At 31.6% G+C, this 20,718-nt stretch carries 15 protein-coding genes; 10 read left to right on the forward strand and 5 right to left on the reverse strand.

What is annotated here, in order from left to right:
* Window positions 1-36: 36 nt before the first annotated feature.
* Window positions 37-2,778, forward strand: a complete 2,742-nt coding sequence (locus BC961_RS08660) for a putative LPS assembly protein LptD (RefSeq protein ID WP_121925448.1) — start codon at window positions 37-39, stop codon at window positions 2,776-2,778.
* A gap of 54 nt (window positions 2,779-2,832) precedes the next feature.
* A complete protein-coding gene (locus tag BC961_RS08665; RefSeq protein WP_121925449.1) occupies window positions 2,833-3,213 on the forward strand; it encodes a RidA family protein in 381 nt (126 codons plus the stop codon).
* 79 nt (window positions 3,214-3,292) lie between these two features.
* Here BC961_RS08665 and BC961_RS08670 read toward each other — a convergent pair whose 3' ends face one another.
* From BC961_RS08670 to BC961_RS08685, 4 genes are all read right to left on the reverse strand, one after another.
* On the reverse strand, window positions 3,293-4,144 hold the full coding sequence (locus BC961_RS08670; RefSeq protein ID WP_121925450.1) for an N-acetylglucosamine kinase: 852 nt from the start codon (window positions 4,142-4,144) through the stop codon (window positions 3,293-3,295).
* Window positions 4,145-4,258: 114 nt separating this feature from the next.
* Window positions 4,259-5,263 (reverse strand): type I glyceraldehyde-3-phosphate dehydrogenase, encoded by a 1,005-nt coding sequence (gap, locus tag BC961_RS08675; protein ID WP_121925451.1) that lies wholly within the window; start codon window positions 5,261-5,263, stop codon window positions 4,259-4,261.
* Window positions 5,264-5,426: 163 nt separating this feature from the next.
* Entirely contained in the window at window positions 5,427-6,413 is a 987-nt protein-coding gene (pfkA, locus tag BC961_RS08680; RefSeq protein ID WP_121925452.1) for a 6-phosphofructokinase, read from the reverse strand.
* 448 nt (window positions 6,414-6,861) lie between these two features.
* Window positions 6,862-11,295 carry a translocation/assembly module TamB domain-containing protein gene (locus BC961_RS08685; RefSeq protein ID WP_121925453.1) on the reverse strand — a complete coding sequence of 1,478 codons (4,434 nt, stop codon included), beginning with the start codon at window positions 11,293-11,295 and terminating at the stop codon, window positions 6,862-6,864.
* A gap of 205 nt (window positions 11,296-11,500) precedes the next feature.
* Between BC961_RS08685 and tsaD the strand changes: the two genes are divergently transcribed.
* The 7 genes from tsaD to BC961_RS08720 all read left to right on the forward strand — a co-directional run bounded on the left by tsaD (window position 11,501) and on the right by BC961_RS08720 (window position 18,112).
* Window positions 11,501-12,523 (forward strand): tRNA (adenosine(37)-N6)-threonylcarbamoyltransferase complex transferase subunit TsaD, encoded by a 1,023-nt coding sequence (tsaD, locus tag BC961_RS08690; protein WP_121925454.1) that lies wholly within the window; start codon window positions 11,501-11,503, stop codon window positions 12,521-12,523.
* Window positions 12,524-12,526: 3 nt separating this feature from the next.
* Window positions 12,527-13,234 carry a 16S rRNA (uracil(1498)-N(3))-methyltransferase gene (locus BC961_RS08695; RefSeq protein WP_121925455.1) on the forward strand — a complete coding sequence of 236 codons (708 nt, stop codon included), beginning with the start codon at window positions 12,527-12,529 and terminating at the stop codon, window positions 13,232-13,234.
* A gap of 15 nt (window positions 13,235-13,249) precedes the next feature.
* Window positions 13,250-13,891 carry a DUF4159 domain-containing protein gene (locus BC961_RS08700; protein ID WP_121925456.1) on the forward strand — a complete coding sequence of 214 codons (642 nt, stop codon included), beginning with the start codon at window positions 13,250-13,252 and terminating at the stop codon, window positions 13,889-13,891.
* Window positions 13,892-14,243: 352 nt separating this feature from the next.
* The gene (locus BC961_RS08705) at window positions 14,244-15,188 is read left to right on the forward strand and encodes a zinc metalloprotease (protein ID WP_121925457.1); all 945 of its coding nucleotides are present in this window, start codon (window positions 14,244-14,246) and stop codon (window positions 15,186-15,188) included.
* Between the two features lie 79 nt (window positions 15,189-15,267).
* Window positions 15,268-16,359 carry an AI-2E family transporter gene (locus BC961_RS08710; protein WP_121925458.1) on the forward strand — a complete coding sequence of 364 codons (1,092 nt, stop codon included), beginning with the start codon at window positions 15,268-15,270 and terminating at the stop codon, window positions 16,357-16,359.
* Between the two features lie 2 nt (window positions 16,360-16,361).
* Window positions 16,362-17,540, forward strand: coding sequence for a THUMP-like domain-containing protein (locus BC961_RS08715; RefSeq protein ID WP_121925697.1), 1,179 nt, complete (start codon window positions 16,362-16,364; stop codon window positions 17,538-17,540).
* A gap of 5 nt (window positions 17,541-17,545) precedes the next feature.
* Window positions 17,546-18,112 (forward strand): hypothetical protein, encoded by a 567-nt coding sequence (locus BC961_RS08720; RefSeq protein WP_121925459.1) that lies wholly within the window; start codon window positions 17,546-17,548, stop codon window positions 18,110-18,112.
* Between the two features lies 1 nt (window position 18,113).
* On the opposite strand, the gene BC961_RS08725 is transcribed toward BC961_RS08720, so the two are convergent.
* The gene (locus BC961_RS08725; protein WP_121925460.1) at window positions 18,114-18,773 is read right to left on the reverse strand and encodes a M15 family metallopeptidase; all 660 of its coding nucleotides are present in this window, start codon (window positions 18,771-18,773) and stop codon (window positions 18,114-18,116) included.
* A gap of 563 nt (window positions 18,774-19,336) precedes the next feature.
* Here BC961_RS08725 and BC961_RS08730 point away from each other — a divergent pair.
* The gene (locus BC961_RS08730) at window positions 19,337-20,713 is read left to right on the forward strand and encodes an NAD(P)-binding domain-containing protein (RefSeq protein ID WP_121925698.1); all 1,377 of its coding nucleotides are present in this window, start codon (window positions 19,337-19,339) and stop codon (window positions 20,711-20,713) included.
* The last annotated feature ends 5 nt before the right edge of the window (window positions 20,714-20,718 follow it).

Raw genomic sequence — 20,718 nt, forward strand, 5'->3', positions numbered from 1 at the left:
GTCTATTTTTGACAAATAATAATATGTAATTCTGAGATGTCAAAAAACAAGCCACAAATTACAAAAATAGCATTTAAACCTTTGTATACAAACTTATTTAATATCGTTTTAATATCATTTTTCCTATCATTAGGTTCTGGTAAATTATACTCTCAAGATATAATAAAAAAAAAGACGGCTATACCCGCTAATAAACAAACAGATAGCGCTAACAAGATCATTTCACCAATTGAGAAACCTAATTTGATTCCAATTAAAGAAAATGACACTATAAAAAAGGATACGGTAAAAGGTAAAAAACCATTTCTCGATGGAAAAGTAAGATACAAAGCAGATAAATACGCAAAGATTGATCAAAAGAAAAAATTACTGACATTGTACGACAAGGCAGAACTTTTTTATCAAGATATCGAATTAAAATCAGGAATCATAGTTATGGACTATGAGAAAAATGAAGTTTACGCAGGACGAATTAAGGATTCTACTGGAAAATATACACAGTTTCCAAATTTCAAACAAGGTGCAAATGTTATTGAGCCCGATTCCATCCGATTTAATTTTAAGACAAAAAAAGCCTTAATTTGGAATTCTCGATCTGAACAAGGAGAGTTTAAAATAAAAGCAGCGATTACTAAAAAGGAAAACGACTCGGTTTATTTCTTAAAAGGAGCTCGTTTTACTACTTCAAAAGACATAGACAATCCAGAATATTATTTCCAAACCAATAAAGTGAAATTTATTCCAGGTAAAAAAGTAGTAACAGGATTGACAAATATGGTTATTGCTAATGTACCAACTCCTATAGCATTACCGTTTGCTTTTTTTCCAATGAGTAAAGAAACTAGTATTTCAGGACTCATTCTACCAAGTTACAATGACTCCAATGATAGAGGTTTCTCATTACAAAATTTAGGATACTATTTTGCATTGAGCGATAATTACGATTTAACTGTTTTGGGTGACTACTATACTAATGGTAGTTACGGAATGCGTTTTGAATCAAGTTATGCCAAAAGATATAATTTTAGAGGAAATGTAAACGTTAGGTTCGAAAATTTAATTAGCAGTGAACGCGGATATCCTGATTATTCGAAACAAAATATCTATAATATTCAGTGGTCTCATTCTAAAGATAATAAATCAAGTCCAAATTCTAGTTTCTCCGCATCTGTGAATCTTGGTAGTAGTAAGTATTTTAAGCAGTCTATAAACCAAGTCAATATTGGTTCCAACTTGAACAACACATTGAGTTCGTCAGTGTCGTATTCAAAAACATTCAATTCAGTTCCTCAAGTAAGAATGTCTTTGACAGCTACACATTCTCAAAATACTCAAACCGAGGAGATTAATATGACATTACCAACGTTGCAGTTGAGTGTCGACAGAATTTATCCGTTTGTAGGGAAAGATGGCGTTAAAAAAGGTTTTTTCAAAAACATAAATTTACAATATAACTTAAACGGCCGCAACAGTATCGTTACAACCGATTCTCTATTTTTTAAACCGCAAATGTTTAGAGATGCAAAAGTTGGTTTTCAACACAGTATTCCTTTGAGCACTAATTTCAAAATATTCAAATATTTCAGTGCATCCACTTCGATGAACTACGAGGAAATTTGGTACACAAAAACAATTGAAAGAGGATACGATAACGACTTAAGTAAGGTAACAGACAAAGTAGTCAATGGATTTGATGCTTTTAGAACCTATTCATTTTCATCAAGCGTAGGAACAACGGTTTACGGAACATTTAATTTTGGAGAAAACAAGAAAATTAAATCGATTCGTCACGTCATGAGACCTTCCGTATCGTACGGTTATACTCCTAGTTTCGAAAAATACTACGATACTTATGCTTCAGATGCCAGTGGGACAATGGACAAGCAATATACACGATTTGAAAATGGAATTTTTGGTGCGCCAGGCTTAACAAATTCTAATACTTTAGGTTTTGATTTGAGTAATACCTTTGAAGCAAAAGTTACAGACAAAGACAGTACAAGAACGGAAGCAAAGAAAATTATGTTATTAAATAACTTAAACTTCTCTACTAGTTATAATCTAAATGCTGACGGTGTTAACTCGCTTGCATTTGCTCCTGTTAGAGTTAGTGGTGGAACGCAGTTATTAGATAATAAAATGAATGTGAATTTCGGGGCAACTTTAGATCCTTATGCGATAGATAATTCTGGCAAGAGAATCAACAGATTTAATATCGATAATGGCGGAAGTCTTTTTAGAATGACAAGTTCAAATATGACTTTAAATTACTCTCTTTCAAGTAAAGGGAAAGATGATATGAAAAAGGATAAAAACGAACAAAGTCAGCGGAATGGTGGTCGTGCAGATGATTTGTTTGGAACCAACACCGATTTAGGAGACAGCAGAAAAAGTCAATTTGGCGACGAAGAGTCAGAAGGTGAAGACAAAATTTCAGGATTTTTTAATTCGAAATTACCGTGGGATATGACTTTTGCTTATTCCTTAACCTACGGAAATAATAACAGAGAGAATAAAATTATTGGGAACTCCATAATGATTTCTGCTAATGCTGATATAACTCCAAAATGGAAAGCAGGAGTTTCTACTGGTTATGATTTTGTACAAAAAGGAGTTACGTTCACACAGTTTAGATTTGAAAGAGATTTGCTTAGCTGGAGAATGGATTTTAACTGGTCTCCTTTTGGAGATAATGCGAATTGGGGATTCTTTATAGGAATAAAATCTGGAGTGCTTAGCGATATCAAATGGGATAAACGAAGCGTTATTAACCGATAGTTTTCTCAAAAAATCTACATACCAACAATTTAGTGTTTAAAATATAAAACAAATATGAAAAAGATAATTTTTACTGAAAATGCTCCAGCTCCAATAGGACCTTACAATCAAGCCGTTTTAAAAGGAAATACTTTATATACATCTGGGCAAATCGCTATTAATCCAGCGACGGGAGATTTAATAACTACAAATATAGAAGAGGAAACGAAGCAAGTAATGGAAAACATGAAAGCAGTTTTAACAGCTGCCGGAATGACATTTGATCAGGTAGTAAAAACTACGATATTCATAATGGACATGAATGACTTTGCAAAAATAAATACTGTTTATGGATCGTATTTCGACGAAAAAACGGCACCAGCTCGCGAGACCGTTCAAGTAGCTTGCTTACCAAGAAACGTTAATGTAGAAATATCGATGATTGCAATTTTATAATAGCATTTGATATTAAATAAAAAATTCCAAACTCCTTTGTTTAGCATTGGAATTTGGAATTTTTTATGTATTTTTTGTATTACTTATTTGCTACGTGATAGGCAATAAGACCGTCAATAGGTCTTCTAAGTACATTTCCTAGCTGAAGTTCATATTTATCAAAAGTCTCCTGCAATTCATCTTTTAAATAGAATGCTATCGAACCTACAAAGTGTACTGGAACTTCTTTATGATTATCAAACTGTTTGATATAATTTTTTACGAAAGATTTCATCCCTTTGAAAATTATTTTTCTACAAAACTCAGTTTCCTTATTTTGAATTAAGAATTTAGCAAAAGTCGCTAAATAAGCATTAGGATTTGGTTCTTTGTACAATTTGCTTTTTACAGCGTCTGCGCTCATATCATATTCTTTTTCAAATTTTGCCGCTAATTCTTTAGGCATCTTATTGAAATAATATTTTCTGATTAATTCTTTACCAAAAACATTACCGCTGCAATCATCCATTACAATATATCCTAAAGACTGCACTTTTTGATGCAATTCTTTACCATCAAAATAACTACAATTCGATCCAGTACCTAAAATACTAACGATCGCTTTTTCTCCTTTAGGAGTCGTAGCGTAAACTGCCGCATACGTATCTTCTTCCACAGAAATAATAGCATTTGGAAAATACTCTTGAAAAACTTGAGATAACATAATTTTCATTCGATCCGTACCACAACCAGCGCCATAAAAAAATAAGTGAGTAGCGGCTTTCTTGTTTTGTAAAATATCAAAACGATCATTCAATCGGTCAATTATTTCATCTTTCTCCAATATTTCTGGATTCAAGCCTAATGTTTGCGTTGTAAAAAGCACTTTTCCTTCTTCATTTATCGCTATCCAATCGGCTTTGGTTGAGCCACTATCAACAATTAATCTCATTTCGTTTGGTTTTTTTGGTTTTTGGTTAAATTAACCGAATATAAAATTGAATTTTTGTAAAAAAATAAAATCCCGCTAAAATGAAAATAACGGGATTTTTGTAAATATAGATAATTATTTTAGTCCTGCAATGTGTACCGATAAATCGATTAATTTACTAGAATAACCATATTCATTATCGTACCAAGATATAATTTTAAAGAATGTAGAATTCAATCCAATACCTGCATTTGCGTCAATAATTGAAGTTCTCGGATCAGAAACGAAATCTTGCGAAACTACCAAATCTTCAGTGTAACCTAGAACACCTTTCATCGTTGTCTCAGAAGCAGTTTTCAATACCGCCATGATTTCTTCATAGCTCGTTTCTTTGGCCACTTTCACAGTTAAATCTACAGCTGAAACATCAGTTGTAGGAACACGGAAAGCCATTCCAGTTAATTTACCGTTCAACTCGGGAATTACTTTTCCTACCGCTTTAGCAGCACCAGTTGATGATGGTATAATATTACATGAAGCTGCTCGTCCACCTCTCCAGTCTTTTTTTGATGGACCATCAGTAGTCATTTGTGTTGAAGTAGTAGCGTGAACTGTAGTCATTAACGCTTCAACTATTCCAAAATTATCATTGATAACTTTAGCTAATGGAGCAAGACAGTTTGTAGTACAAGATGCATTTGAAACAATGGTATCTGAAGCTAAAGCCTTGTGATGATTAACTCCCATAACAAACATAGGTGCATCTGCAGATGGCGCCGAAATAATAACTTTTTTAGCTCCACCAGTGATGTGCGCGTTTGCAGTTTCTAGAGTGGTAAAAAATCCAGTACATTCAGCAACAACATCAACATCAACTTCATTCCATTTTAAATCAGCAGGATTTTTCTCTGCAGTAACTCTAATATGTTTATCGTTCACATAAAGATTACCGTCTTTTACTTCTACTTTTTCAGAAAAACGACCGTGAACTGAATCATATTTCAATAAATATGCTAGGTGATCAACATCTAATAAGTCATTAATTGCAACTACCTCTACGTTATCTCTATTATATGATTCTCTAAATACAATTCTTCCTATTCTTCCAAAACCGTTTATTCCTAATTTAACTTTTGACATTTTACTTTAATTTTTTAGTTTATTTTATTACCTCCACATAAAGTCTAATTTCCTCACAATAAACTTTAACAAATCTTGTAGACATGCTGTCTGATATTCTATTTATTCTTAATTTTCCAAATTTTTAACATAATCTAACTTTCTCACGATAGATTAAAACAATTTAGGTCGACATGATATCTGAAACTCTTAATAATTCTCTATCAATCTCTGTTTTTCCTTTTATGGCTTGTACCAAAGGAGTCAATGAAATTTTATCACACTGAAGTCCTACCATATAACTTGACTTACCTTCGATTAACGATTCAACAGCTTTCACTCCTAACCTACTTGCAAGAACTCTATCAAAACAAGAAGGTGAACCGCCACGTTGCATATGACCTAAAACTGAAACTCTAACATCGTATTCCGGTAAATTAGCTTCTACATAATCTTTTAATTCGAAAACATTTTTACCAATTTTGTCTCCTTCAGCGATCACAACGATACTAGAAGACTTTCCAGAAGCTTTACTTTTTTGTAATGATTCTAAAAGACGTTCTAAACCAAGATCTTCCTCAGGAATTAGAATCTCTTCAGCACCAGCGCCAATTCCAGCATTCAAAGCAAGATGTCCGGCATCTCTACCCATCACCTCTACAAAGAACAAACGATTGTGCGAACTCGCTGTATCTCTAATTTTGTCAATTACTTCAATAACTGTGTTTAAAGCAGTATCATAACCAAGCGTGTGACTTGTTCCAAAAATATCGTTATCAATAGTACCTGGAATTCCCATTATTGGAAAATTAAATTCGTTACTAAATAGTAAACCTCCAGTAAATGTTCCATCACCACCAATAACAACCAAAGCATCAACTCCAGCTTTTAAAAGATTTTCATGAGCTTTTTTACGACCTTCAGCCGTTTTGAATTCATTTGAACGCGCCGACTTTAAAATCGTTCCTCCTTTATTGACAATATTATTTACACTTCGAGGTCCCATATCTTTGAAGTCGCCTTCAATCATTCCTTGATACCCTCTATAAATTCCGATACATTCTATATTATGATAAGCGCAAGTCCTAACAACTGAACGAATAGCAGCATTCATTCCTGGTGAGTCTCCTCCTGAAGTAAGAACTCCTACTTTTTTTATTGTTTTTGGCATTTCTTTAAAGTATTAAAGTGTAAATTTAACAAACATTACCCACTTTCAAGGCTGCGTTATTGATAAATTAGGAAAGCCTTTTAAATTCAAACGTTTTCGTTGATAAGTTTTTAGAAAACTCAATAAATTGAATAATATTTAATAAAATTAAAAAATATTCAAATTATGTTTAATGATTTTCGAATCAGACCTTTATTTTACTATAAATCAGTAGTTATAAAAATAGTGATTTTAAAAGAGAAATCTTGGAGATTTGATTTTGGATATTTAAAAATGAATACATATTTAATGTATAGAAATTATGATTTAAAAAAAACTAAATTCAAATAAAACTGGTAACGCATCATATACGTCTTTCGGAAAAAAATAGATTTTTTTAGATGTAAAAAACCTGCAAGATTACCTTAATCTTGCAGGTTTTATAAATTTTAAATTTAACGGTGTTATATTAAATTTCGTCCGGAATTAATCCTTCCTGATTTTTTTTGACTTTTTCTGTTGAAGATTTTTTGGACCTTTGAAACTTAATATATTCAGGTGATAAGTTAGAATCTTGATCTTCAGATGCAGGACTTGAAACTTTTTCGAATTTTAGATTCTTAAAAATCTTATTTACAAATTCCTTGAATGTGTCAAAATCGACTTCATAAGAAACCCCTAAACCTTGTGTATATCCTATACCTTGACCAACGTAATTAATATCATTTTCTTTGTTGAATAGCCTTAAATTTAAAGTACCATCCTCATTAACTCTAAAAAGAACTTCAACATCACCTACAATAGCTGATTCATTGACTCCACCAAAAGGAACTCCTAATTTTCCATTAATGGTAACTCGATCATTAATTTTTGAAGAAATTGTTGCTACAAATCGACCATCTGTTTCTTTCCCTATTCTTCTATCAGCACCAATAAAATTCAGACCAACTTTAAATTTCTCGTCATCAGACTGAATAATTCCTCCAAGAATGCTAGAAGCTGTCTCAAATAAACTTCCTGAAAAATCAGACTGACTCACTCCTTCTGGGCTTAAGAAAGTACCTGATGACAATAAGTAAAGAGCTTGTGTTTGTCTGACGTCTTTATCATTCAACTTATATTGAATCTCTGATTTTAACACATTACTAACTGTTGGGAACTCAATATTAAAATCGGGTTCTGGACTCGTTAAATCGCCTCTTACTCCTATTATAACTTCTACAGGAACTTTAGTATTAAAAGAAGAATTATCTAACAAAACAGCTGGATTTGCAGAAGTTTTATAAATGGCTTCAAGATTTAGTTGCGCTTTCATAGGATTTCCTTCCCACGTAATCGAACCTCCTTTTTTAACCTCAAACTTCTTATCAATCAAACCGCCATATTTAAAATTATAACTTCCTTCATATGCCTGGAAATCTCCCCACATATTAAATCTACCAAGCGTATTAATTTTGAACAATAATGATCCAAATCCTTTTCCACGCATTCCATGACCCGTATTACGATCGAGAATAACTTCTACCTCGGCATCTGGTGTAATATCAAAATCAAATTCTAATTCAAGTCCGTTATAATTTCTAGTATTGTCAACAATACCATTTTGTAAATTGTATTTTTCCTTCTCTGTTACAAAATGTATAAATATATTATCACTTACACTTTCGGCATTATTAATAGGTATTTTAACAGCTGTACCCTTTTCTGACTTCGCATCAACTTTAATGAATAGAGAATTTGTAGGTCCTTTAATAGTTGCTGTACCATCAATGAAGGCAGTTCCATAATAAGCAGCATCCTCACTGTCCTTTGTATCCAAAGCGAGTAAACGTTTAGATCGAATAGCCAAATCTAGCTTCCAGTCGGTAAAATTATTATGTTCTATATTTCCATTGAGACTTCCCGTTGTTCCGTATTTTGTATCGGTCAGCGTATTGTTTCTAAATAAAAATTTCTCGTCCGTCAAATCAATGATAGTATTATCGCCCAAGCCGTAATCAACATTTAAATAAGGGATTGTAATTCCCGCCTTATCTAAGAACAAGCGACCGTTAATATTAGGTTTTTTCACGTTACCTTCAATTGTTGCATTACCAGAGATTGAACCTCTAATATTAGATAAAACATCACCTCCCAAAGAATTTAAAGCAGCAATGTTGAACTTATCAAATTTTAATTTCAGATCTAAAAGAGTCTCCTTGTTTACAATTTCTAAACTACCATCAGCATCAAAGGATTCTAAATTCTTGTTTTCTAGATTAGAATTAATTTTAAATTTCTGTAGGTTCTCATCTCCTTCAATATCAAAGTTTAACGTCCCTAAATCAGTTTTATTTACGTTTAAATTGTCAATGATAATTGAAGCCGTGGGTTGGTAAACATCCTTGTTCTGTTTAAAACTCACTTCACCATTAATATTTCCTTCCAATAGGAATTTTTCGTTTGTAGGTGTGATTTGATTTAAATCTACATCTTTGAAACTTAGCTTTAAATCCTTGACTGTGGGTCCTTTAAAAATACCACCTAATGCAATAGATTGTTCTTCGTGCGAAAGAATGATATTATCTATCGTAAAGTTTTTAAACGATTTATCAAAAACGATTTGGTTATCAGCTGATTCATTTTCATTCAGAAACCATAAATAATCCTTGAATTTCACTTCCGATTTACTGATGCCCACTACATTATTATTATCCTTGTTGATAGTGTGATATAAATTCAGATTGTAATAATCTTCGGCGTTTTTCCCTCCTTTAAATTCAGACCTAAAATACAAAGTATCTTTCATGGTCACATTTATCAAACTGAAATCTTGAATTTTATAGTATTTAGTTTTGATACTGTCTAGTTCGATGTACGCGTTATAAAGTGGATTTTTATTATCGATTGATACATTAATATTATCAAAAGTATTGTCAGAAGCAACGATTTGCGGAGAGTTGAAATTAAGTTTGAATTCTTGATTGTCAGAATTCATATTTCCTTTAACAATAGTATTTGCTCCTATCGCAATGTCTGGAAAAAATATTTCGATGATTTTATTATAGATCGAAAAGTTGAATTTTAAAAACTGTCCCTTTTTAACTTTATGTGGTTTGAAATTAGTGTATAAACTTCCCAAAGAGTTTTTTACTAAATTCTCTAATTGATTGAATTCATATCTTCCTACGATCTCTCCTTGTACAATATCTGGAGAGTTAACAGTTATTGTTCGTACTCTATTTTGATCAAATACAGAATTAATGGTAAAATCATCAAAATTGTAAGTGTCTTTTGCATTTTGATAAGAAGTCTTGTTGATATAAACATTACCCTGGAAATTTTCTATATTATTTCCACTGGCTTGTACAACAACATCTCCTCTAAATATTGATACTGAATCTTTTACTAATTTTAATTTATTCAAATCAGCATTTTCAACATTTAAATGAAAATCATAACGGCTGTCTTTTTTAGTAATATCAAGTAAACCGTCAAATGTCATACTTAAATTTGGGTCGTTAACTGATATTTGACCTTTATACATTGGGCTTTTAAGCGTTCCATCGACAACAATATTAGAATACGTATAATTCCTAAAATCGACCTTTGTAATATCACCCTTAATTGCTGTATCTAGAAATTTTTGCTTAAAACCTTTACCGTCAACGTCTATATTCAAACTTACTCTTCCTAAGTCTTTTTCTTCTAATAAGTTTCCAATGTCAAAATTATCTAAAATTACATTTCCAACATAAGAAGCTTTATCAATTACATCAATATTTTGAATTGCTAAATTTGAAGTTACATTTCCTAAAGCAGTTATCATGAAGAAATCAGCCTCTACGGCAGTAGTCGAAACGGTAGAAGTTCCTTTTGCAGAGAATCTACCTAACTTTTTTAATGAAGTCGGTAATTTATTTCCTAAGATATTTGGTAAAATAACCACTAAGTCTTCATAGGTTGAAGTCAATTTGTCAAACTTAGCGTCCATTGAAAACTTTTGTCCTTTCTTGGCAAAAAGATTATTAAAGTGAATATCTCCCACAATCTCTGTCTTTCGATCATCTATTAATTTAAGATTATTCAATTGCAAATTATTCAATGTTCCTTTTATATTAGACTTTACATAAAAATGCTGGTTTTTTCCAATTTCTTTATAGAAGTGACGAATATCGTTTGAACCTATAGAACCTGATTTTATCTTAATATCAAAAACGACCTTGTCATTAAAGTTTATAAAATCCTCAATTTTATAATTTAAAAGAACGGTTCCCACTAAAGCAGATTCTTTAGTAAGCAAGTCTAGTTCCTCAAGTTTAATACTCTTCTTGGAATACGAAAATTTAGATTTCAGGTTTTTTACGTATAAACCTCTAAAATCCATGAACGACATTTTATTGATGTTAGTGGTAACATCTGGACCAAAAATCATAAAATCAGTAACCGATGCATTTAATTTAGTAAAATCAACATCTTTAGGATTTTCTCTATTCTCATCTGTTAAAATGAAATGTCCATTATAGATTTGTAAATTATTAGCCTTCAGCAAAAATTTTCTAGTAGATGGTTTTCCGCTTTCAAATGCCTCTACAAATTTATCTAGGTTAGAATCCTTTTCATTTTTATACGTCTTTAGGTTAAATAATAGACCCTTAAGTTCTAAACCATCAAAAATCAAATCACCATCTAACAACTTTTTTCCTTCTAGAATTGTCGTAGCTATTCGTTGAGAATAGATTAAGGTGTCCCTGTGATGATCCCGAATCAAAACGTTTTTAAACTTTATTCCTCCAAAAACAGATACAGCAACTCCCTCGATGGCGATGTTTGTGCCAAAGTCTTTGTTAATACTGTTTGTAAAATAGTGAGCAATTTTTGTTTGAACAACTGGCAAAGTAAGTGCAATAGCAGCAACCAACAAAAGGAGGATTAGTCCAAGAAGGAAACGGAATACTATTTTTATTATTTTTTTGATACCTATTTATTGTTTAAATTTTCTAATATTTCATTTTGCCTTTGTAAACGCAGCACCTTTGATAAAAATTTTCTAATTTTGGACTTTGACAAAAAGAATATTTTTTGTGGTAATTCACTTGTCAAAAGTAATTCAAAATTTGTGCCTTTTTATGCAAAATCCCGAGGTTTTTATTCTTGCTATCGAAAGTTCCTGCGATGATACTGCTGCAGCCATTTTACAGAACGATAAAGTACTATCAAATGTTGTAGCAAATCAGTTAATTCACAACCAATATGGCGGTGTTGTACCTGAGCTAGCCTCCCGTGCTCATCAGCAAAATATTGTTCCCGTTGTTGACGCAGCGCTTCGTAAAGCAAATATACAAAAAGAACAGTTATCTGCAATTGCATTTACTCAAGGTCCAGGACTAATGGGCTCACTATTAGTGGGAAGCTCTTTTGCTAAATCGATGGCATTAGCATTGCAAATACCATTAATTGCTGTTAATCATATGCAAGCGCATGTCCTAGCACATTTTATAGCTGAAGAAAATTTCGAAAAACCTAAATTTCCATTTTTAGCTTTAACCATTAGCGGTGGACATACACAGATTATTAAAGTTGATGATTTTTTTGAAATGAAGGTAATTGGCGAAACTACAGATGATGCTGTAGGTGAAGCATTCGATAAAAGTGCAAAAATCTTAGGTCTTCCGTATCCTGGAGGTCCTCTAATTGATAAATATGCACAACTAGGAAATCCAAAAGCTTTTGTATTTACAAAGCCAAAAGTTCCCGGATTAGACTTTAGTTTCTCTGGACTAAAAACGGCGATTTTGTATTTTATTCAAAAGAAAAAAATAGAAAATTCGAATTTTGTTGACGAAAATTTAAATGATATCTGTGCGTCCATACAACATACAATAATCGAAATTTTAATGGATAAATTAAAATTAGCGGTTAAGGAAACAGGAATCAAACAAATCGCAATTGGCGGAGGAGTGTCCGCAAATTCAGGAATTAGGAATACATTAAAGAAAGCTGAAGATTTATACGGCTGGAAAACTTTTGTTCCAAAATTTGAGTACACTACGGATAATGCTGCAATGATTGGAATTGTAGGTTATCAAAAATTTTTAAATCAAACATTTGAAACTTCATCTGTCGTTTCTAAAGCAAGAATTCAATTTTAAGTTATGCAATTATTTTACAATCCCAACATAAACGAAGCAACAGAAAGTTTTTCTTTTGATAAAGAAGAGAGTAAACATATAATTAAAGTATTACGTAAAAAGGATACAGATATATTACATGTTACTAATGGATTAGGTTTTTTATTTACTACTGAAATTACTTTAGCTTCTGACAGTAAATGTACCGTTAAAATTATTTCGATAGAAAAAGCAGAAGTTTCAAAATTCAGATTGCATCTTGCTGTCGCACCAACAAAAATGAATGATCGTTTCGAGTGGTTTTTAGAAAAAGCTACTGAAATAGGGATACACGAAATAACGCCAATCATCTGTGATCGTTCCGAAAGAAAAACGATTAATAAGGAACGTTTTGATAAGATCTTATTAGCCGCAATGAAACAATCGAACGAATTATTTCTGCCAATTTTAAATCCTGCAATGACTTTTAAAGAATTTGTAAATAGTGAAAATCAAGATTTAAAAATTATTGCGCATTGTGAAGAGACAGATAAAAAAACATTTAAATCTATCTTACGACCTAATGAAAAAATAACCATGTTAATAGGTCCAGAGGGTGATTTTTCAGAAAAAGAAATAGGATTAGCTCTCAGTAATAATTTCACAGCTGTTTCTCTTGGAAACACTAGATTACGTACAGAAACTGCCGCAATTGTCGCTTGTCACAGTGTAGTATTTGTTAATGAAGTCTAATATAAGCCATTGGTTATGAAAAAAATATTTTATTCATCACTGCTCTTATTTTCTTTATCATCGTATTCGCAAGAAATTGCTTTGCTGAAGTATAACGGCGGCGGCGATTGGTATGCAAATCCAACTTCATTGACTAATTTAATAAAATATTGTAATTCAAATATTAATACGCAAATTAAACTTAAACCAGCTACTGTTGAACCAAGCAGTCCAGAATTATTTTTGTATCCATTAGTTCATATGACAGGCCATGGAAATGTGGTTTTTAATGAGAATGAGGTAAGTAATTTAAGCAATTACCTTTCGGCCGGAGGTTTTCTTCATATCGATGACAATTACGGGATGGATCAATACGTTCGAAAAGAAATAAAAAAAATATTCCCAAATAATGATTTAGTAGAAATTCCAGCCAATCATTTAATTTTTCAAAAACCAAATTTTTTTCCAAATGGATTACCAAAAATTCATGAACACGACGGAAAACGACCTCAAGCATTTGGTATATTTTTAGAAGGTAAACTAGTTTTACTCTACACTTATGAATGTGATCTAGGAGACGGATGGGAAGATGCAGAAGTAAATAACGACCCTAAAGAAGTTCGCGAAAAAGCATTAAAAATGGGAGCGAATATTGTAAATTATATATTTAATAATTAGATAATTAAATTTAATTTTTACCTTGTTTTATGTATAATCTAAGAAAGATCTAGAAAAATTCTAAGTTAATTTTATTGTAGACATTTTAGAAGGTTACTCGACTATATGAGCTTCCCAAATAATTTAAATTTTCATTTTTACTAGCTAGTTATAAAAATTTTCTACATTCAAAATTTTACATTTAGTAAGAAAATACTTTATTTTTATAAATATCCACATTTCTATTTATGCAGTAAAACCACCTTATAATTTTTATTTTTGTAAAAAAACATATAAAAATTTTTTATATTGATAAATTGTTATAGAATTGTGAAATAATTAACCAAAACCACTAATTTATAACAAACCATTTATGAAAAAAATCTTTTTACCAGCTGCGGCATTATTAATGCTATTTTCTTGTCAAAACGACACAACAGAAACAGATGTTCAAACAAACGCAGTTTTACAGCGTGGTTGTGCATCACAGGAAGTGTTAGCCGCACAAATGAAAGCTGATCCAACATTAGCTTTGAGAATGAACAAAATTGAGGACTTTACTCAAAAATCAATGTTAAACGGTCGTATTGTTAATGGAAAAGTCGAAATTCCAGTAGTAGTCAACGTTTTATACAAAACAGCTTCTGAAAATATTTCAACAGCTCAAATTCAGTCACAAATTGATGTTTTAAACCGTGATTTTAATGCTGCGAATTCTGATTTCACTAAAGTTCCATCATTATTTTCAGGAGTAAAAGCTAATGTGGGTATTAAATTTGTTTTGCAAAATATAGTAAGAAGATCAACTACAATAGCTTCTTGGTCTACAAATGATGCTATGAAAAAATCAGCTACAGGAATTGCACCTACGTCGCCAGCTACAGTGCTTAACATGTGGGCATGTAATTTAGGTGGTGGAATATTGGGTTACGCTCAGTTTCCAGGAGGATCATTATCCACTGATGGAGTTGTAATTGACAATAATGCTTTTGGAACAACTGGATCAGTTAGTGCTCCATTTAATTTAGGAAGAACAGCTACTCACGAAGTGGGTCACTGGATGAATTTACGCCACATTTGGGGTGATGCAAACTGTGGAAGTGATTACGTTTCTGATACACCAACACATAACGAACCTAATTACGGTGTTTTAAATTATCCTCATTATAGCACTTGTTCAGGAACTCCGGTTGAAATGACTATGAACTATATGGATTACTCAGATGATAGAGGAATGTATATGTTTACAAATGGACAAAAGTCTAGAATGGCAGCCTTATTCGTTTCTGGAGGTTCTAGATCAAGTTTTAGAAATTAATATTTTTTGTTTTTTTTTTGAATTTAAAACTCGCTACTTGTTAGCGAGTTTTTTTATATTTACCAATTAAATTCAAAACATGATTACATCAAAAATTATTTCTAATGGTATCCTTCGATCAGTACTGACGATAGTTGTAGTAGGATTGATACTTTTATTTTTATATAAAATACAATCAGTACTTATCTATCTTGTAGTATCTCTGATACTTGCCTTGATAGGTACTCCAATTCTAGATTTTTTCAAACGAAGACTGAAATTCAATCATATTTTTGCAACAATAGCTGTATTGTTCATATTCATATTAATAATATTTGGTTTCATAATGTTGTTTGTACCATTAATACTTTCACAGGGGCAAAACTTATCGCTCTTAAATACTGGTGAAATCGAACAAAAAATAATACTACTGGTCAATCAAATTACTGCTTTTTTAGATAATCATAGTATCGATTCAGCGCAAGTCCTGAAAGAATCGAATATAACCTCAAAAATTAATTTCAACTTTATTCCAGACTTTTTAAATGCATTATTAGGAACAATCAGTAGTTTCGGAATGGGACTAGCTTCTGTATTATTTATTACATTTTTCTTTTTAAAGGATAGTAAAAAGTTCTTAATTGGATCAAAAAAGTTAATTCCAGACAGTCATGAAGATCAAGTTTTAAACTCGGTGGAAAAAACAAATCATTTACTGTCTCGTTATTTCATTGGTTTACTGCTTCAATTATTTATTGTTTTCATTTGTTACCTTATCGTTTTAATAATTTTTGGTTTACCAAATGCTATTATAATTGCTTTTCTATGCGCAGTGTTAAACATCATTCCGTACATAGGACCATTAATCGCTTCGCTTTTGGCAGCGCTTTTAACAATGCTTAGTAATTTAGGTAGTGATTTTCAATCTGAAATTTTACCTACAACTATCTATGTTTTAATTGGTTTCTGGATTGTTCAAATTATAGATAACAATTTATCGCAGCCTATTATTTTTTCGAAAAGTGTAAGTTCACATCCTTTAGAAATTTTTCTTGTGATTCTTATTGCTGGTTTTCTATTTGGAATTTTAGGAATGATCATCGCAGTTCCATTATATACTATCATTAAAGTTATTAGTAAAGAGTTCTTTCCTGAAAACCCGGTTATCAAGCTATTAACTAAAGATATGTAATGTTGGATTTAAAGATTCTTAATGATAATGTACAAAAGTTTATAAATGAAAATATTGGTAAAAGTATATCAAAATTAGCATTGCAGAAAAATCCTTTTCCTTACTTGAATTGGCTTTCAGTTTTAAACCAAATTGAAGCAAAATCCAAAGCGAGGGAAAAACTCCCAACTTGGTTTGCAACTGAAAATATAATATATCCTGCCAAAATTTCGATTGAACAAACTTCGTCAGAGAAAACAGCCTCTTATAAGGCATCACTTGTGGATGGTGAAACATTAATAGATTTAACGGGCGGTTTCGGAGTTGACGATTATTACTTTTCGAAAAAAATCAAGCATATCACTCATTGCGAAATCAATACGGAACTTTCCATGATGGTGGCTCATAATTTCACGCAATTAAATGTCAATAACATTAAATGCTATGCTGAGGATAGCATAGAGACTTTAAAACGTTTGGATGTTAAGTGGGATTGGATTTATATTGATCCTTCCCGAAGAAATGACGAAAAGGGAAAAGTTTTTTTACTAAAAGACTGCTTGCCTAACGTGCCTGAAAATCTAGATTTCTATTTAGCGAAATCGAAATCAATTCTGATCAAAACAGCTCCGTTACTCGACATTTCTGCTGGATTATCAGAACTAAAAAATGTAAAAGCGATTCATATTGTAGCAGTAGAAAATGAAGTCAAAGAATTATTGTGGGAAATAAATCCGTTGTTCTCAGGATCTACTAGTATTAAAACTGTAAACATTTTAAAAGACCGATTGGAAACTTTTGATTTTACACTTAACCAAGAGATTGATTACTTACCCTATACTAAACCGCAAGCATTTCTTTATGAACCCAATAGTGCAATTATGAAATCAGGTGGTTTTGATGAAGTTGGTGCTTTCTACAAAGTAAATAAGCTTCACAAGCATTCTCATTTATATACTTCAAATGAACTAGTACCTTTTCCAGGCCGTGCCTTTGAAATTCGAAATAGAATTCCTTATAACAAGGTAGCTATGAAAGAATTTTTAGAAAGTAAACAAGCAAATATTACCACCAGAAATTTTCCTGATAGTGTTGACAGTATTAGAAAAAAATGGAAAGTAAAAGGTGGAGGAAATACATATTGTTTTTTTACAACTGATGTGAATAATGATAAAATAGTTTTAATTTGCACCAAAATTTAATCATAATGAAAAACGTAATTGTAATAGCTTTTTTTCTTTTTAGCATTAGTGTATTGGCTCAAAAGCCATGTGATTATAGCACTAATGTAACTGATTCAATTGGTACTTATAAAGAAACTAAAGAATATATAATTTCTGAAAAGCATTTTGCAAGTAGTTCTAGCTATATTTTTTATTCGCTAGCGAACACAGATGGTATACCAACATTGAACTTACAATTGCTACAAAAAAGTAAGGATTTTATAAAAGCCAATTGTTTTGATAAAAATTCAAGGCTGTTTTTACAACTAAATAATGGAAAGATAGTTACGTTAATTCATATCGACCAGGAGAATTGCGGAACGATGATTCGCGATGAAAAAGGTTTTGACAACCGAGTAAATTCTGGAGTATTTATGTTTGCAAAAGATAATTATGAGGAACTTAAAAATTCGCCAGTATCAATGATGCGTATTAAATATCTCACTGAAACTGAAGATTATGTTTTAAAGAAAGAGCTTAAATCAGAGCTGAATAATCAAACCTATTATCCAGAAACTTACTTTATTGATAATCTTAGATGTATTGAATAATCTAGTTACATTCCCATTTCACATTAGATACTTTGTCATTTAAACCTTCTTTAAGATTATAATGCCACCACTCTGAATTAAACGGATTAAAACCACTTTCCATCATTACTGACTTGAGCAATATTCTATTGTCTTTAATTTTTTGAGATAAGTTGGTATAGTTATGTCCCGCTTCTATTCCAAAAAAATCAAAACCAGTACCCATTTCTAACTCTTTACCAGAGCTATCAACTAAAGTGATATCAACCGCTCCTCCTCTATTGTGAATTGAACCTTTTGCAGGATTTGCAACATACTCAGGGTTTGACACGATGGTCCACATTTTCTTTTGAATATCTAAAGGACGATAACAATCAAATAATTTAATGCGATATCCTTTTTTAATAAATTTTTTATTTGCCTCCACTAATGCTGTAACTGTTTTTAATCTTAAAAAACACTCCGCACAGTCGTAAACTTGTGCTTTTAAAAAATTATCTGAAGTAGCATATTTCATATCATATACAAAATCCTCGCTGTAATCTTTTAAATTTACAAAAGTGGTATCACTTAAAACTACGACAGCTTTTGAACGTGCGTTTACAGTTCTGTTTTGTGATTTGCAAGATATGATGCAAAAAAAGGAGAAGATGGCTAAAATTAATTTACTGCTTTGAGACATAAAAAGTTTTTTATAAAAATAAGATAAATTGAATAAGTACCGGCACGTACATTTCGAAATAAAATTTCAAGTTACATTATATCTTTAATTATTCTTATAAATAGAAATTTACTATTCACTTTTTGAAAATTAAACGTACTACCAATACGAAACATCAACACTTAATATAGTCATAGAATGTTTGTATCGCTTAGTACTCTTATAATACTAAATTTAGACAATATTTATTGTAAATTAAGTCTGAAAGTAATTTCTAAAATTCTAAAAAAAAGGTTATAAAAACAAATAAAAGAGCCATTTTTCCAAGGGTATTAAGGTTCTGAATTTGGAAATAAAGGCTAAAAATCGTATTTTAGCAGTATTACCGAATTACATAATTCAAAACGGAAGATTTACTAATTGGTCATCGACCAATTTATTTCCATTTTTAGAGTCTTGCACTCTATCCGCTGAATCCTGCAGCAAATTTTCATTAGCGAGTATTAATTATTGAGCTTTGACTTTTTATAAAAGGTCAAATTCTCTTGTAATCCTAAAAAATAAAAAATATGAATAAAAATTCTATGAAAGACAAACGTATAGGTATAATTGGTGCTGGACCAAGTGGTTTAGCGCAAATTCGTGCTTTTGAAGCTCTTAAAGAACAAGGATATGCAATGCCAGAAATCATCTGCTTTGAAAAGCAAGATAACTGGGGCGGCATGTGGAACTACTCTTGGAGAACTGGCGTTGGAAAATATGGCGAGCCACTTCACGGAAGTATGTACAAATACTTATGGTCTAATGGTCCCAAAGAATGCTTAGAATTTTCCGATTATTCCTTCGATGAACATTTTAAAAAACCAATTTCGTCTTATCCACCAAGACCAGTTTTATTCGATTATATACAAGGTCGTATTAAAAAAAGTAATGCCAGAGATTACATTCGATTTGACACCACGGTAAGATGGGTGAGTTTTGACGAAAATTCGAAGAAATTTAATGTAATTCTAGATGATCTAAAAATTGACAAAACGTATAGCGAAGAATTAGATTACTTAGTAGTGGCATCTGGACATTTCTCGACACCAAATATGCCCTACTTTAAAGGAATTGAAAATTTTCCTGGGACCGTTATGCATGCACACGATTTTAGAGGGGCGGACCAATTTAAGGATCGAAATATACTTTTAATAGGTAGTAGTTATTCTGCAGAGGATATTGGTGTACAATGTTACAAGCACGGTGCGAAATCAGTGACCTTAAGTTATAGAAGCAATCCTATAGGTATCGAATGGCCTGAAGGAATAAAAGAATTGCCGATGGTAACACATTTTGAAGGCGATACTGCATTTTTCAAGGATGGAACAACCGAAGTTTATGATGCAGTGATTATGTGTACTGGATACCAACACAAATTTCCCTTTTTACCAGATGAACTTCGATTGAAAACAAAAAATAATCTTTTCCCAGATAATTTATATAAAGGAATTTTATTTAATGCACTTCCGCAATTGATTTATTTAGGTATGCAGGATCAGTATTACACTTTTAATATGTTTGATGCACAAGCTTGGTTAGCTAGAGACTTTATGATGAATCGTTTGACTTTGCCAAAAGAAACGGAACGAAGAATGGATATTGACAAGTGGCTTGATCGAAATAATAAATTGGAGAATAGCTTAGATAATGTTGATTTCCAATCAGACTATATCAAAGATTTACTTTCACTTTCAGATTATCCGCACTTTAATGTAGACAAAGTCGCTGAAATGTTTAAAGAATGGTTACAAGATAAAGAAGAAAACATTTTAACGTATCGTGATAAAACGTATCAGAGCGTCGTAACAGGAACAATGGCATCACAACATCACACAGAATGGATGGATGAACTTGATGATAGTAAAGAGCGTTATCTCTATCAAGGAGAGCAAGAAGAGGTTTTACAAGATAATCTCTAAATAAC

The organism is Flavobacterium weaverense (assembly GCF_003688495.1).
GTDB classification, from domain to species: domain Bacteria; phylum Bacteroidota; class Bacteroidia; order Flavobacteriales; family Flavobacteriaceae; genus Flavobacterium; species Flavobacterium weaverense.